The organism is Pseudomonas sp. PsB, assembly GCF_043658375.1.
In the GTDB taxonomy this organism is placed as follows: Bacteria; Pseudomonadota; Gammaproteobacteria; order Pseudomonadales; family Pseudomonadaceae; genus Aquipseudomonas; species Aquipseudomonas putida_Z.
The window spans coordinates 426,740-440,377 of the sequence record NZ_JBIGLU010000001.1 but is presented as its reverse complement, the minus strand read 5'-3'; the positions used below and the strand labels follow the sequence as shown (position 1 = coordinate 440,377).

The window sequence follows — 13,638 nt, the reverse complement described above, 5'->3', positions numbered from 1 at the left end:
GGAGCCTGCATGAAGCGCAGCCTTACCCTGTTGGCCGTGGTGGTTGCCGTGGCCGCCGGCGCCGGATACTGGTACGTGCAGGGCAAGCTGCCGCAACGCGAGGGCGAGGTGGCCATCGCCGGCCTGCAGGCGCCGGTCAGCGTGCGCTACGATGCCCGCGGCGTGCCGCACCTGCAGGCGCAGAGCGAGCCAGACCTGTACCGTGCCCTCGGTTACGTGCATGCCCAGGACCGGCTGTTCCAGATGGAGATCCTGCGCCGCCTGGCCCGGGGTGAGCTGGCCGAGGTGCTGGGCGACAAGCTGCTGCCCACCGACACCCTGTTCCGCAGCCTGCGCATTCGCGAACAGGCAGCACTGATGGCCAAGCGTCAGGACCGGCAATCGCCCGCCTGGCAAGCCCTGCAAGCCTACCTCGACGGGGTGAACAGTTGGCAGGCCAGCCACCCCAAGCCCATGGAATTCGACCTGCTCGGCATCACCCCGCGCCCATTCAGCGCCGAAGACACCCTGAGCATCGCCGGCTACCTGGCCTACAGCTTTGCCGCCGCGTTTCGCACCGAGCCCGCGCTGACCTACATCCGCGACCAACTGGGCCCTGAGTACCTGCACATCTTCGATCTCGCCTGGCAGCCCAAGGGCGCCTTGGGTACACCGCTGGCGGCTGCCGACTGGCAAAGCCTGGAGGCCCTCGCCCGCCTCAGCCATGACGCGCTGGGCGATGCGGGCATCCCGCAATTCGAGGGCAGCAACGCCTGGGCCGTGGCCGGCAGCCGCACCCGCAGCGGCAGGCCGCTGCTGGCCGGCGACCCGCACATCGGTTTTGCGGTGCCGGCGGTGTGGTACGAGGCCGAGCTGTCGGCGCCGGGCTTCAACCTGTATGGCTACTTCCAGGCGCTAAACCCGTTCGCCCTGCTCGGCCACAACCGCGACTTCGGCTGGAGCCTGACCATGTTCCAAAACGACGACGTCGACCTGATCGCCGAGCGCACCAACCCGGCCGACGCCAACCAGGTGATGGTCGATGGCAAATGGCAGGCGCTGGAAAAGACCGAGCAACAGATTGCCGTCAAAGGCGAAGCACCGGTCACCCTCAGCCTGCGCCGCTCGCCCCATGGCCCGATCGTCAACGACGTGCTGGGCGCCACTGCCGGGCCCACGCCAATCGCCATGTGGTGGGCGTTCCTGGAAACCGAAAACCCGATCCTCGACGGGTTCTACCAGCTCAACCGCGCCGATACCCTGGGCAAGATGCGCGAGGCCGCGGCCAAGGTGCATGCGCCGGGGCTGAACCTGGTGTGGGCCAATGCCCGTGGCGATATCGGCTGGTGGGCGGCGGCGCAGTTGCCGATCCGCCCCGACGGCGTCGACCCCGCGTTCATCCTTGACGGTGCCAGTGCGCAGGCCGACAAGCTCGGCTTCTATCCCTTCAGCGTCAACCCGCAGCAGGAGAACCCGGCGCGCGGCTACATTGTCTCGGCCAACTACCAGCCTCCGGCGGCGGTGCCGATACCCGGTTACTACAACCTGCCGGACCGAGGCCGCCAGCTCGACCGCCACCTGTCCAACCCCGAGGTGAAGTGGGATACCCAAAACAGCCAGGCGCTGCAGCTGGACACTGCCAGCGACCATGGCCCGCGCACCCTTGCACCACTGCTGGCAACGCTGCGCGCAGTGGCCGAAGGTGACGAAGAGAAGGAGCTGGTCGAGCAACTGGCAGCCTGGAGCGGCGACTACCCGCTGGACTCTACCAGTGCCACGCTGTTCAACCAGTTCCTCTACGAGCTGGCATTCGCGGCCCTGCATGACGAGCTGGGCGACACCTGGTTTCCGGTGCTGATCAGCACCCGCGCCATCGACGCAGCCCTGCCGCGCCTGGCGGCGGATGCCGATTCGCCGTGGTGGAACACCCGCGGAGCCAACCAGCGCACCGACCGCACCGCCGTGGTGCGCACGGCGTGGCAGAACAGCTTGAAGCACCTGCGGGAGACCCTGGGCAGTGACCCGGCCAGCTGGCAGTGGGGCAAGGCCCATACCCTGACCCACAACCACCCGCTGGGGGTTAAAAAGCCGCTGAACCTGCTGTTCAACGTCGGCCCGTTCGCCGCACCGGGCACCCATGAAGTGCCGAACAACCTCTCGGCTAAGATCGGCCCGGCGCCATGGCCGGTGACCTATGGGCCGTCGACGCGGCGGCTGGTCGACTTTGCCGATGCCGGGCAGGCGCTGACCACCAACCCGGTCGGGCAGAGTGGCGTGCCGTTCGACAGGCATTTTGCGGATCAGGCCGAAGGGTATGTGCAGGGGCAGTACCAGAAGGCGCAGATGGGGGTGATTCCGGCGCAGAGTACCTTGCGTCTGGTGCCAGCTCAGTAAAGGAGCTGCCATGCAGCCCATTCGCAGCACAAGGCTGCTCCTACAAGAAACCGCGATCCCCTGTAGGAGCAGCCTTGTGCTGCGAATGGGCCGCAAAGCGGCCCCGACAATTTCGAATACCCTACAGCACTCCCAGCCGAGACCCATTCCATGCAAAGACACTTCATCGAAATCGACGGCGCCCGCATGAGCTACATCGACCAGGGCCAGGGTTTTCCGGTCCTGCTCGGCCACAGCTACCTGTGGTCCGCCGAGATGTGGCAGCCACAAATCGAAGCCTTGTCAGCACACTTCCGCGTCATCGTCCCCGAGCTGTGGGGCCACGGCGGCTCCGATGCTCCGCCTGCCACGACCATCGACATGAACAGCCTGGTCCGCCAGCACCTGACGTTGCTGGACAAACTGGAAATTACCAAGTGCCACCTGGTCGGGCTGTCGGTAGGCGGTATGTGGGGCGCACCGCTGGCCGCTACCCATCCTGAACGAATTGATCGCCTGGTGCTCATGGACACTTACCTGGGCGCCGAGCCGGAGGAGACTCGGCTCAAGTACTTCGCCTTGCTGGATGCCGCCAGCGAAGCCGGCGAATTCAGCGAGCTGCTGCTCGACATCATCGTGCCTATTTTCTTCCACGCAGGCGGCCAGACCGTGCCTGAAATCCGTGAGCGGTTTCGTGCTCAGCTAAAAGCAAGCAGTGCACAAACCATTCGCGAGAGCCTCGATCCCATGGGGCGGATAATCTTTGGACGACACGACCTGCTGGAGCAACTCGAGCAGCTGCCGAGCGAGAGAACCATCCTGATGTGCGGCGACCAGGACATTCCGCGGCCGCCGGAAGAGTCCAATGAAATGGCGCGGATCATTGGCTGCCTGGCGGCGCAGATTCCGGTTGCGGGGCATATCTCCAGCCTGGAGAACCCGCGGGTGGTGAATGAGTTCTTGCTGAATTGGCTACCGCGTAACCGTTGAAGTCATTGGGGCCGCCTTGCGGCCCTTCGCGGGCTCGCCCGCTCCCACAGGGTCCTGCATACGCCGATCAATGTGGGAGCGGGCATGCCCGCGAACGGCTGCAAAGCAGCCCCAATGGCACAGTCACCCCTGCCACTTGCCCCCTTCCACAATCACGCTTTCCGGCTTGGTGTCATCGCTCAGTTCCTTGCGCACATACTGGTCATACAGCTTCAGCAGAAACTTCTCCTCCCCCAGCTTGGCCAGCTCGGCATTCACCCAGTCACGCAGCTCGGTGTTGCCCTTCTTAACCGCCGGTGCAATCGGTGCCTCGTCACCCAGCAGCTCAGGCAGCACGCGGTAACCCGGGTTCTGCTTGGCCCAGCTGAACAGAATCAGGTTGTCCTGCGCATAGGCATCGCCACGCCCGGTGGCCAGCGCCTGCAGCGACTCGCTGTTCTTCTCGAACTTGAGCAGTTTCCAGTCCGGGTGGTTTTTGGTCAGCCAGATATCAGCGGTAGTGCCGGTGGTGACGATGATGGTCTTGTCGGCCAGGTCGTCGAGCTTCTGCACCGGGCTGCCATCCGCGACGATGGCCTGCACGGCAACGCGCAGGTTGGGGTTGGTGAAGTCCACCGCTTCCTTGCGCTCCGGGGTCACGGTCATGTTGGCGAGGATCAGGTCGACCTTGTCGCTCTGCAGGAACGGGATACGGCTGGCCGGCTCCACGGCAACAAACTCGACCTTGTTTTCATCACCCAGCAGGTCCTTGGCCAGGCGCCGGCCGATATCGGTGTCAAAGCCCACGTAGCGGCCCTGCTCATCGACGAAACCGAACGGTGGCTTGTCGGTGAACACCCCGACAATCAGCTTGTCGCGGGCCTTGATGGTTTCCAGGTAGCTGGTGGCCGGCGAGGCCGCCGCGGGCTTGGGTGGTTCTTCAGCCTTGTTGCAGCCGGCCAGCAGGGCCAGGCCGAACAACGGCGCCAGCAGTTTGGTGAGGTTGGCAGTTTTCATGACAGTTCCTTGTGCAGTGTCTTCGGCAGGCTTTCTACGAAGGAGAATTTCTCCAGGAACTGCTGCGCGCGTGCGGTCCGCGGTCGTGTGAAGAAGCTCTCGGGGTCGCCCTGTTCAAGGATCCTGCCGGCCTCCATGAACACGATGCGGTCGGCCACCGCGCGAGCGAAGGCCATTTCGTGGGTAACGATAAGCAAGGTCATGCCGTCGCGGGCCAGGCCCTGGATCACCTGCAGCACCTCCTTGACCATTTCTGGGTCGAGGGCCGCGGTAACCTCGTCGAACAGCATCACCTCGGGGTTCATGCATAGCGAACGCACGATGGCGATGCGCTGTTGCTGGCCCCCGGACAACTGCCGGGGAAAGGCGTCGCGCTTGTCCAGCAGGCCGACCCGCGCCAGCAGCGCCTCGGCCTGGGCCTGGGCTTCGGCGCGCTCGCGCCTTTGCACCTTGAGCGGGCCAAGCAGCAGGTTGTCGATCACGCTCATGTGGCCGAACAGGTGATAGCTCTGGAACACCATGCCGACCCGCTGGCGGATTTCGCGCCAATCGGTGCGCGGGTCGAGCAGCTCCTGCCCGGCCAGGCGCAGGTGGCCGCCGTGGGCCTGCTCCAGGCCGTTGAGGCAGCGCAGCAGCGTGCTTTTGCCACAACCGCTGGGGCCGAGGATGACCACCACCTCGCCGGCCGCCACCTGGAGGTCGACGTCCTTGAGCACCTGGTGCTCGCCAAAGAACTTGTTGAAACCCTGAAATTCGATCAATGCGCTCATGAGCGGGCCCAGCGGCGTTCCAGCACGCGTGAAGCGGCGGACAGCGGATAGCAGACGATGAAGAAGAACAGGAACAAGGCGCCGTAGATCAGCACCGACTCGTAGGTGCGTTCGATGATCTGCTGGCCGGCCTTGATTACCTCGACCACGCCGATCAGCACCGCCAGCGAGCTGGTCTTGATGATCCGCGTGTAAATGTTGATGGTCGGCGGGGTCATGCGCTTGAGCGCCTGTGGCAACAGCACGTAGCCATACAGCTGCCAGCCGGCCAGGCCGATCGACAACCCCGCCTCGCGCTGGCCGCGCGGCAGCGAGCGCAGCGCGCCACGCACCACCTCGCCCACCTCGCTGGCGCCCCACAGGCCCAGCACCAGCACCGCGCACCAGAAGCTGGGGATGCTCAGGGCCAGGAAGATCGGCAGGCCGAAGAACACCAGGTACAGCCAGACCAGCACCGGTATGGCACGGAACAGCTCCATGTACACCTGCAAGGCAATGTTCAGGGCCCGGTTGCCCAAGGTTGCCAGCACGCCATAGAGCACACCGCCCAGCGTCGCGAAGAGGATGCCCAGCGCAGAGATGGCCAGGGTCTGCGCCGCGCCGCCAGCCAGCTGCGGCAATGCCTGCAGCAGCAGTTCAGACGCCGAACTGGCCATGTTGCAGCCTCCTTTCGACATAGCGCAGCAGCAACGACAGCGGCAGGAACAGCAGCACACAGAGCAGGGTCAGCACGGTGAGCATTTCATAGGTCTTGTAGTACAGCGCGATGTAGTTCTTGGTGGTGTAGAGAATTTCCGGCACGGCCACCGCCGACACCACGGTGGTTTCCTTGAGCAGGAAGATGAAGTTGGCAAACAGTGCCGGCAGGCTGAGGATGCCGGCCTGGGGCAACACCACATGGCGCAGCAGTTGGCCTTCGGACAGGCCGATGGAGCGCCCGGACTCCAGCTGGGCACGAGGCACGGCCTCGATGCCGGCACGCAGTACCTCAGTGAGGTAGGCACCGCCCATGAAGGTCATGGTGATGATCGCTGCGGCAAATCCGGAAATCTTCAGGCCCAGGCTGGGCAAGGCGAAGTAGACGAAGAACAGCTGGATCAGCAGCGGCGTGTTGCGGGCCAGTTCCACGTAGGCTTTTACCAGGCGCGACAGGTACGGGGTGCGTAATACCAGCAGTGTGGCGTTGACCAGGGCGACCAGCAGCGAGGTGGCGATGGCGATCAGGCCGACCTGCAGGGTCACGCCCACGGCCTTGAGGAAGGCGGGCAGCGTGCCGAGGATGAATGCGGTGTCGAGGGTCATGGTGAAGCAGGTCTGCAGGGTGCGCGTGGGCACGATAGCTAGACTCTAATGATCTAAAAACTTTTTGATAAATACCTTTGTAGCATATGCATATCACTGAGTGTTCCGCGCTGGATGCATGTACTGACGGCGCACGCAGGACCTTGTGGGAGCGGGTTTACCCGCGAAGCAGACAACGCGGTGGATGGCACGGGCTTCGCCCGTGTTCGCGGGTAAACCCGCTCCCACAGGTAACTAAGCCCACAAACAAAAACGCCGACACAAGGGTGTCGGCGTTGGGTCATGCAAGGTAATGCAAGCGCATCAGAACGCCGGCAGCACCGCACCTTGGTACTTCTTGGCGATGAATTCCTTCACTTCCGGGCTGGTCAGGGCCTTGGCCAGTTTCTGGATGGCTTCGCTGTCCTTGTTGTCTGGGCGGGCGACCAGGAAGTTCACGTATGGCGAGTCGCTGCCTTCGATCACCAGCGCGTCCTTGGCCGGGTTCAGGCCGGCTTCCAGGGCGTAGTTGGTGTTGATCATGTCCAGGTCGACCTGGTCCAGCACACGCGGCAGCATGGCCGACTCAAGCTCGCGGAATTTCAGCTTCTTCGGGTTCTCGGCAATGTCCTTGGGGGTGGCCAGGGCATTCTTCGGGTCCTTCAGGGTGATCAGGCCAGCCTTCTGCAACAGCAGCAGGGCTCGGCCGCTGTTGCTGCCCTCGTTAGGGATGGCAACGGTAGCGCCTTCTTTCAGTTCGCTCAGGCTCTTGACCTTCTTCGAGTAACCACCGAAGGGTTCGACGTGCACGCCGATCACGGTATCCAGGTGGGTGCCCTTGCCTTCGTTGAAGTTCTGCAGGTACGGCAGGGTCTGGAAGTAGTTGGCGTCCAGGCGCTTCTGGTCAACCTGCACGTTCGGCTGCACGTAGTCAGTGAAGACCTTGATCTGCAGGTCCACACCTTCCTTGGCCAGGGTCGGCTTGATCAGCTCGAGGATTTCGGCGTGCGGTACCGGGGTGGCGGCAACCACCAGTTTCTCGGCGGCGGCAGCCAGGCCGGCAAACGACAGGGCAGCAGCCAGGGCAGTGGTCAGCAGGGTCTTCTTCATGGTGGTCCTTGTTCTGGTCTGGGCCATCGACGATGGCGAATCGGGTGCCCAACCGGTTCACCAGCGGGCGTGAGGCGGACAATACCCAGATTTTTTATTCCGTAACAATATCTTTTATTTAGCTTCTTATTCCAAAAACAAACTGCCATCAGCCATTTTGCTTATGAGCGATGTCTAGCGCGCGGGGTTTGGCAGGTCGAGGTCTTCAGCCAGGATCTCTTCGCCGTCATTCACCAGCAAGGCGAAGTGGATGACGTTCTCCAGTTCACGGGTGTTGCCGGGCCATGGGTGTGCCTCCAGCGCCTGCTGCGCCGCCTCGCTCACCAGCGGCACAGGCCGTTGCAGGCGCACGCTGTAGATGCCCACGAAGTACTCGGCCAACGGCAGGATATCGCCCGGCCGCTCGCGCAGTGGCGGCAGCTCCAGCGACCCCTCGCGCAGGTACTGGTACAGGCGCTCGTTGAAGCGCCCTGCGCGCACTACCCGCGCCAGGTCGATACTGGTAGCGGCCACCAGGCGCACGTCCACCGGTTGCGGCTGCGGCGCGCCCACCCGGGTAACCTCGCGGTTTTCCAGGGCCGCCAGCAGCTTGCCCTGGATGGCCAGCGGCAAGTCGGCGATCTCGTCCAGGTACAACGTGCCGCCGTTGGCCGAGCCGAACCAGCCGGCACGGCTGCTGGCTGTGCCGCCCTGGCTGCCAGCGCTGTAGCCGAACAGCTCGGCATCGGCGTAGGTGGGGCTGATGGCCGCGCAGTTGACCGACACGAACAACCCGCTGCGGTCACTGGCACGGTGGATTTGCCGAGCCAGCAGTTCCTTGCCGGTACCGGTTTCGCCACGGATCAGCACTGGCAAGGGTTGTGGCGCCAGGTGCTCGAGCTCCTCGCGCAGCTGCTGCGAACGTGGGTCGATGAACACCAGCGCCTTGGCGCGGATGCTCAACGGGCTCTTGTCCAGCTCAGGGAAGGTCAGCAACGGCTGGCCAAAAGGGTTTTGAAAAGTCATGACAAACTCCCGCCCAAGGCCTTCAATGGCCGGGCGTCAGGCAAACGGTAAACAATAAGGGCGATCAGGCGCGGCGCAGTGCGCGCTGCTCGACCCGGCTCTGCAAGCGATACAAGTAGGCGAAACCTTGTTCCCAGCGCTCATGGCCGGACTTGACGTTGATGTGCCCGGCGTTGGTCAGCAGCCCTGCTTCGGCGCCCCAGACCTGGGCCAGGTACAACGCCCTTGGCACGCTCACGGCCGGGTCGTTGTCCGAGCTGACCACCTGGCTGGGAAATGGCAGTGCTTCGGTCGGGATCGGCGCGAAGTTGCGCAGAGCCGGCGCGCAGGTTGGCCGCTCTACGTCAGCGGGTGCCACCAGCAGCGCGCCACGTACCCGCCGCAGCAGGGCCGGGCTGGCTTGCGCGGCCCAATGAGCGACGGTTATGCAGCCCAGGCTATGGGCAATCAGAATCACCGGCGAGCGCTCGGCGGCAATCGCCTGCTCCAGTGCCTGCACCCAGTCCTTACGTTGCGGGGTAAGCCAGTCGTGCTGCTCGACCCGGGCACTGTTGGGCAGGGTGCGCTGCCAGTGACTTTGCCAATGGTTGTCTGGCGATCCTTGCCAGCCCGGCACAATCAGGTAACGAATCGACTCATTGCGCATGGGGACGCCTCCAGTAAGTTTGCGTGCTTGGAGACAAGTATAGGGAGGGAGTTATATCAGTAAAGGAATAAGGAGCTATTTATTAATAACCAAAATGCAATCCTTGTGGGAGCGGGTTTACCCGCGAATGCGTCGGTGATGCCTACATCGCATTCGCGGGTGAACCCGCTCCCACAGGGGGCATTGATAGCCATGAAATCCGGCAAAAAAAAAGGGCCATCCCCTGCCAAGAGATATGGCCCCTAAGCACTTGCCTGAAGAAAGTTGACGGGTTCAGCGCGCGGTAATCACCGCCAGCTTGCTGATCCCCGCACGTTCGATAGCCGCCATGGCCCGCGCCACTTCGCCGTAGTTCACGCCGTCATCGGCCTGCAGCTGTACGCGCACGTCCACGTCCTTGTCCTTGGCGGCCTTGAGGCTGGTTTCCAGCAGGTCGGGCTGGATCTCGTCCTTGTTGATGAACAACTTGCCATCACCGTCGATGCTGACCACCAGCGGGTCCTTCTGCTCCACCGGGGCCACGGCCTCGGTCTTGGGCAGGTTGATGGGGATGGCATTGGTCAGCAGCGGCGCGGTGACGATGAACACCACCAGCAGCACCAGCATGACGTCCACCAACGGCGTGACGTTGATTTCACTGAGGACTTCGTCGCTGTCCTGGGTCGAAAAGGCCATGTCAGGACGCCTCCTTCACCGGTTGGGTGAAACCGGCCTGGGGCCTGTGCACGGCCGGGTGCACCAGCACGCGGAAGGCACTCTTCTGCGCCAGGCTGTAGAAGTCGTGGGCGAAGTCATCGAGGTCGGCGGCGGTGAGCTTGAGGCGGCGCAGGAAGTAGTTGTAGACCAGCACCGCCGGCACCGCGACGGCGATACCCACGCCGGTGGCCACCAGTGCCGCGCCAATCGGCCCGGCCACGGTTTCCAGGCTGGCGGAACCGGCCGCGCTGATGCCCTTGAGCGCTTCCATGATGCCCCAGACGGTGCCGAACAGGCCGATGAAGGGCGAGGTACTGCCAATACTGGCGACCACCGCCAGGCCGGTTTCCAGCGAACGGCGCTCACGCACGATCTGCTGGCGCAGGGCGCGCTCCAGGCGGTCCTGGTGGTTGATGGCGTGGCTCAGGTCATTGGCCTGGCTGTCACCGACAGCGATGGCGGCATAACCGGCCTGGGCAACACGGGCGGCAGGGCCAGGCAGTTCGTGGCTGGGCTCGGCAGCCGAGTCCAGGCTCGAGGCGGCCCAGAATTGCTGGTGGAAGCGTTTGTCCTGGTTCTTCAGCCGCACGAACTGCACGACCTTGACCAGGGCCAGGCCCCAGGTGACGACAGAAAAACCGACCAGCAGCCAGATGACTGCGCTTTCAACGGATTCGAGGGGGGATGCCAGCAGGCTCATGATGATGTCTTCCTGTGTTCTGCGAAAAAGTTAGCGAAGCTTGAAATCGATCGGCACGCTGACCCAGCCGGTCTGGGCCACGTCGCCCTGCTTGGCAGGCACGAAGCTCCAGCGCTTGACCGCGGCCAGTGCGGCAGCGTCGAGGGCATCACGGCCGCTGCTCTTCTGGATCTGGATCTGCCCGGGCTTGCCGCTGGGCAGCACCTCGACGCGCAGCAGCACGGTGCCTTCCCAACCGCGGCGTTGGGCCATCTGCGGGTACTCCGGCGCCGGGTTCTTCAGGTACGCCGCGTTGGCCGATGCCGGGGTGACCGGGGCCGGCGCGGGTGGCGCTGGCGGGGCCGGGGCAGCCACAGGGGCTGGCGGCGGCGCTACGACCGGCTTGGGCTGCGGCTTGGGCTGTTGCTTGACCACCGGCTTGGGCACGGGCTTTGGCTTGGGTTTGGGCTTGGCGGCCAGCTCGTCGACCACGGGCGGCGGTGGCGGCTGGACCACCGGCGGTGCCGGGGCTGGTGGCGGTGGCTCGACTACAGGTGGTGCCGGCGCGGCGAACTCGATGGTCATCGGCGGTACTTGCGGTGGCACCACCGGCAGCTCGGGCGTTGGTGCCTGGCTGACCCAGTACGCTGCAGCGCCATGCAGGGCCAGCACCAGCAGGCCCAACACCAGCTTGTCGCGGCGCTTGAGCCCGCTGACAGGCGTGCGTTGCAGGCGCAGCTGGCCAAGCGGGAGGCGAAGCGTGCGTCCAAGGTCGACCAGGTCACCCGGTGCCGGGCGCCATGGCTGGTCGTAGGCCCTGACGGCCGACTGGACATTACCCATTGATCAAACTCCTGGGACTCGATTCAGGTGTGTGGCTGAATCATCGGGGTCAGGGGCTTATCTCTTAAAGTAATGTTTACAGTTATGATTAGAACTTTACTGAATATAGATTTTGGCGAGTTTCTCAACGCCGCGAGTTTCGCGGGGTGTAGCAGAGCGAGCCATGAATCATGCTTTGCAGGCATTCAAAATATTCGCGCAAGGCATGAGATTGCCGCGAGGGCTACGCCCTCGATTCGCAGCACAAGGCTGCTCCTACAGGGACCGCGCAAGTTCAGGCAATGCGCGGTCCTTGTAGGAGCAGCCTTGTGCTGCGATGGGCTGCAAAGCAGCCCCGACAATCTCCCAGGCAATAAAAAACCCGGGACCACCCCGGGCTTTTCATCATCAAAGACGACTCAGATATCCGCCACCTTCTGCCAAACCTTCGGCCGGAAGAACAATGTCTCCCCCCGCGCCAACCCGGTCAGGCTGTCATGGTCCTTGACCACTTCGGCCTCGATCAGCTCGCTCTGCCCTTCCACCTTCAAGGTCACCCGCGTGGTCGCGCCCAACGGCCGGATGTCGCGCACCTCGGCCGCATGGTGCCCTTCGGTCTCGTGTCGCGACAACGACACTTCGTGCGGGCGGAACAGCACATGATGCCCTTCGCTCAGGGCCAGGCGGTTGGAATCACCGAGGAAGTGGTAGACGAAATCGTTGGCCGGGTGCTCGTACACCTCGCCCGGCGAGCCGATCTGCTCGATCACACCCTTGTTCATCACCACGATGCGGTCGGCCACCTCCATGGCTTCTTCCTGGTCGTGGGTGACGAACACCGACGTCAGGTTGATATCCTCGTGCAGGCGTGCCAGCCAGCGGCGCAGCTCCTTGCGCACCTTGGCATCCAGCGCACCGAAAGGCTCGTCCAGCAACAGCACCTTGGGCTCCACCGCCAGCGCACGGGCCAGGGCGATACGCTGGCGCTGGCCACCGGACAACTGCTCGGGGTAGCGGTCGGACAGCCAGTCCAGCTGCACCATGTTCAGCAGTTCATGCACCTTCTCGGCAATCTTGCTCTCGCTCGGGCGCTCGCCCTTGGGCTTCATGCGCAGGCCGAAGGCAACGTTGTCGAACACGCTCATGTGGCGGAACAACGCGTAGTGCTGGAACACGAAACCGACGTTGCGGTCGCGCACGTCATGGCCGGACACGTCCTCGCCATGGAACACGATATTGCCCTGGTCGGGGGTTTCCAGGCCGGCGATGATGCGCAGCAACGTGGTCTTGCCGCAGCCGGACGGGCCGAGCAGGGCCACCAGCTCGCCGCTGTTGATGTCCAGGTTGATGTTGTCCAGGGCCTGGAAGCTGTTGAAGCGCTTGCTGACGTTACGAACTTCGATCGACATGAATCATTCCTCCGCGGCGCTGTGGCGCAGGCGGTTAATACGGTTCTCGCTCCACTGCTTGAGCAGCAGGATGAAGAGCGCCAGGATCAGCAACAGGCTGGCCACGCTGAAGGCCGCGACATGGTTGTACTCGTTGTAGAGGATCTCCACATGCAGCGGCAAGGTATTGGTCACGCCGCGAATGTGGCCGGACACCACCGACACCGCGCCAAACTCGCCCATGGCCCGCGCGGTGCACAGCACCACGCCGTAGATCAGGCCCCATTTGATGTTCGGCAGGGTCACGTGCCAGAACATCTGCCAGCCATTGGCGCCGAGCAGGCGCGCGGCCTCCTCTTCCTGCGTGCCCTGCTCCTGCATCAGCGGGATCAGCTCACGGGCCACGAACGGTACGGTGACGAAGATAGTGGCCAGGACGATGCCCGGCAGGGCGAACACGATCTGGATATCGTGGTCCTGCAGCCACGGCCCGAACAGGCCTTGCGCACCGAACATCAGCACGTAGACCAGGCCGGCGATCACCGGCGATACCGAGAACGGCAGGTCGATCAGGGTGACCAGGATACTCTTGCCACGGAAGGTGTACTTGCTCACGCACCAGGCGGCGCTGACGCCGAACACCAGGTTCAGCGGTACCGAAATGACCACGGCGAGCAGGGTCAGCTTCAGCGCCGACAACGCGTCAGGCTCGAAGATCGCTTCGAAGAAGGTGCCAAAGCCGTTCTTCAGTGCCTGCGATACCACGATCACCAGTGGCAGCAGCAGGAACAGCGCGAACACCAGCCAGCCAAGGCCGATCAGAATACGCCGCGAAGTGACGCTGCCCCGGCGGGCGGCGTTGGCGGCGGCGGTTGCATTCAGGGATGAACTGGACATGCCGGC

At 63.7% G+C, this 13,638-nt stretch carries 14 protein-coding genes; 2 read left to right on the top strand and 12 right to left on the bottom strand.

Annotation, left to right across the window (positions count from 1 at the left end; all coding sequences use genetic code 11):
* The first annotated feature begins 9 nt into the window (after positions 1-9).
* The gene (locus ACGLHT_RS02060) at positions 10-2,373 is read left to right on the top strand and encodes a penicillin acylase family protein (protein ID WP_274119827.1); all 2,364 of its coding nucleotides are present in this window, start codon (positions 10-12) and stop codon (positions 2,371-2,373) included.
* Positions 2,374-2,523: 150 nt separating this feature from the next.
* Positions 2,524-3,342, top strand: coding sequence for an alpha/beta fold hydrolase (locus ACGLHT_RS02055; protein WP_274119826.1), 819 nt, complete (start codon positions 2,524-2,526; stop codon positions 3,340-3,342).
* A gap of 123 nt (positions 3,343-3,465) precedes the next feature.
* Here the strand turns inward: ACGLHT_RS02055 and ACGLHT_RS02050 are convergent, their stop codons facing one another.
* From ACGLHT_RS02050 to cysW, 12 genes are all read right to left on the bottom strand, one after another.
* Entirely contained in the window at positions 3,466-4,338 is an 873-nt protein-coding gene (locus ACGLHT_RS02050; RefSeq protein WP_015272203.1) for a transporter substrate-binding domain-containing protein, read from the bottom strand.
* A complete protein-coding gene (locus ACGLHT_RS02045; RefSeq protein WP_054573408.1) occupies positions 4,335-5,108 on the bottom strand; it encodes an amino acid ABC transporter ATP-binding protein in 774 nt (257 codons plus the stop codon). Before ACGLHT_RS02045 ends, ACGLHT_RS02050 begins: the two co-directional genes overlap by 4 nt.
* Positions 5,105-5,764 (bottom strand): amino acid ABC transporter permease, encoded by a 660-nt coding sequence (locus ACGLHT_RS02040; protein ID WP_274119825.1) that lies wholly within the window; start codon positions 5,762-5,764, stop codon positions 5,105-5,107. Before ACGLHT_RS02040 ends, ACGLHT_RS02045 begins: the two co-directional genes overlap by 4 nt.
* Positions 5,745-6,410 (bottom strand): amino acid ABC transporter permease, encoded by a 666-nt coding sequence (locus tag ACGLHT_RS02035; protein ID WP_075047059.1) that lies wholly within the window; start codon positions 6,408-6,410, stop codon positions 5,745-5,747. Before ACGLHT_RS02035 ends, ACGLHT_RS02040 begins: the two co-directional genes overlap by 20 nt.
* A 303-nt stretch (positions 6,411-6,713) precedes the next feature.
* A complete protein-coding gene (locus ACGLHT_RS02030; RefSeq protein ID WP_025341021.1) occupies positions 6,714-7,499 on the bottom strand; it encodes a MetQ/NlpA family ABC transporter substrate-binding protein in 786 nt (261 codons plus the stop codon).
* Between the two features lie 174 nt (positions 7,500-7,673).
* Positions 7,674-8,504, bottom strand: coding sequence for a sigma 54-interacting transcriptional regulator (locus ACGLHT_RS02025; RefSeq protein WP_137162626.1), 831 nt, complete (start codon positions 8,502-8,504; stop codon positions 7,674-7,676).
* A gap of 64 nt (positions 8,505-8,568) precedes the next feature.
* Positions 8,569-9,150 carry an alpha/beta hydrolase gene (locus ACGLHT_RS02020; protein WP_025341023.1) on the bottom strand — a complete coding sequence of 194 codons (582 nt, stop codon included), beginning with the start codon at positions 9,148-9,150 and terminating at the stop codon, positions 8,569-8,571.
* Positions 9,151-9,423: 273 nt separating this feature from the next.
* The gene (locus ACGLHT_RS02015) at positions 9,424-9,825 is read right to left on the bottom strand and encodes a biopolymer transporter ExbD (protein ID WP_025341024.1); all 402 of its coding nucleotides are present in this window, start codon (positions 9,823-9,825) and stop codon (positions 9,424-9,426) included.
* Position 9,826: 1 nt separating this feature from the next.
* Entirely contained in the window at positions 9,827-10,546 is a 720-nt protein-coding gene (locus tag ACGLHT_RS02010) for a MotA/TolQ/ExbB proton channel family protein (protein WP_046613603.1), read from the bottom strand.
* 30 nt (positions 10,547-10,576) lie between these two features.
* Positions 10,577-11,368, bottom strand: coding sequence for an energy transducer TonB (locus ACGLHT_RS02005; RefSeq protein WP_274078256.1), 792 nt, complete (start codon positions 11,366-11,368; stop codon positions 10,577-10,579).
* Between the two features lie 398 nt (positions 11,369-11,766).
* Positions 11,767-12,756: a sulfate/molybdate ABC transporter ATP-binding protein gene (locus ACGLHT_RS02000; protein ID WP_013974693.1), complete on the bottom strand. Its 990-nt coding sequence runs from the start codon at positions 12,754-12,756 to the stop codon at positions 11,767-11,769.
* Between the two features lie 3 nt (positions 12,757-12,759).
* The gene (gene cysW / locus ACGLHT_RS01995; RefSeq protein WP_137162628.1) at positions 12,760-13,632 is read right to left on the bottom strand and encodes a sulfate ABC transporter permease subunit CysW; all 873 of its coding nucleotides are present in this window, start codon (positions 13,630-13,632) and stop codon (positions 12,760-12,762) included.
* Between the last annotated feature and the right edge of the window lie 6 nt (positions 13,633-13,638).

Bases quoted from the DNA above. Each gene is read 5' to 3' on its own strand.
- ACGLHT_RS02060 (WP_274119827.1), top strand. From the start codon at position 10: ATGAAGCGCAGCCTTACCCTGTTGGCCGTGGTGGTTGCCGTGGCCGCC.
- ACGLHT_RS02055 (WP_274119826.1), top strand. From the start codon at position 2,524: ATGCAAAGACACTTCATCGAAATCGACGGCGCCCGCATGAGCTACATC.
- ACGLHT_RS02050 (WP_015272203.1), bottom strand. From the start codon at position 4,338: ATGAAAACTGCCAACCTCACCAAACTGCTGGCGCCGTTGTTCGGCCTG.
- ACGLHT_RS02045 (WP_054573408.1), bottom strand. From the start codon at position 5,108: ATGAGCGCATTGATCGAATTTCAGGGTTTCAACAAGTTCTTTGGCGAG.
- ACGLHT_RS02040 (WP_274119825.1), bottom strand. From the start codon at position 5,764: ATGGCCAGTTCGGCGTCTGAACTGCTGCTGCAGGCATTGCCGCAGCTG.
- ACGLHT_RS02035 (WP_075047059.1), bottom strand. From the start codon at position 6,410: ATGACCCTCGACACCGCATTCATCCTCGGCACGCTGCCCGCCTTCCTC.
- ACGLHT_RS02030 (WP_025341021.1), bottom strand. From the start codon at position 7,499: ATGAAGAAGACCCTGCTGACCACTGCCCTGGCTGCTGCCCTGTCGTTT.
- ACGLHT_RS02025 (WP_137162626.1), bottom strand. From the start codon at position 8,504: ATGACTTTTCAAAACCCTTTTGGCCAGCCGTTGCTGACCTTCCCTGAG.
- ACGLHT_RS02020 (WP_025341023.1), bottom strand. From the start codon at position 9,150: ATGCGCAATGAGTCGATTCGTTACCTGATTGTGCCGGGCTGGCAAGGA.
- ACGLHT_RS02015 (WP_025341024.1), bottom strand. From the start codon at position 9,825: ATGGCCTTTTCGACCCAGGACAGCGACGAAGTCCTCAGTGAAATCAAC.
- ACGLHT_RS02010 (WP_046613603.1), bottom strand. From the start codon at position 10,546: ATGAGCCTGCTGGCATCCCCCCTCGAATCCGTTGAAAGCGCAGTCATC.
- ACGLHT_RS02005 (WP_274078256.1), bottom strand. From the start codon at position 11,368: ATGGGTAATGTCCAGTCGGCCGTCAGGGCCTACGACCAGCCATGGCGC.
- ACGLHT_RS02000 (WP_013974693.1), bottom strand. From the start codon at position 12,756: ATGTCGATCGAAGTTCGTAACGTCAGCAAGCGCTTCAACAGCTTCCAG.
- cysW (WP_137162628.1), bottom strand. From the start codon at position 13,632: ATGTCCAGTTCATCCCTGAATGCAACCGCCGCCGCCAACGCCGCCCGC.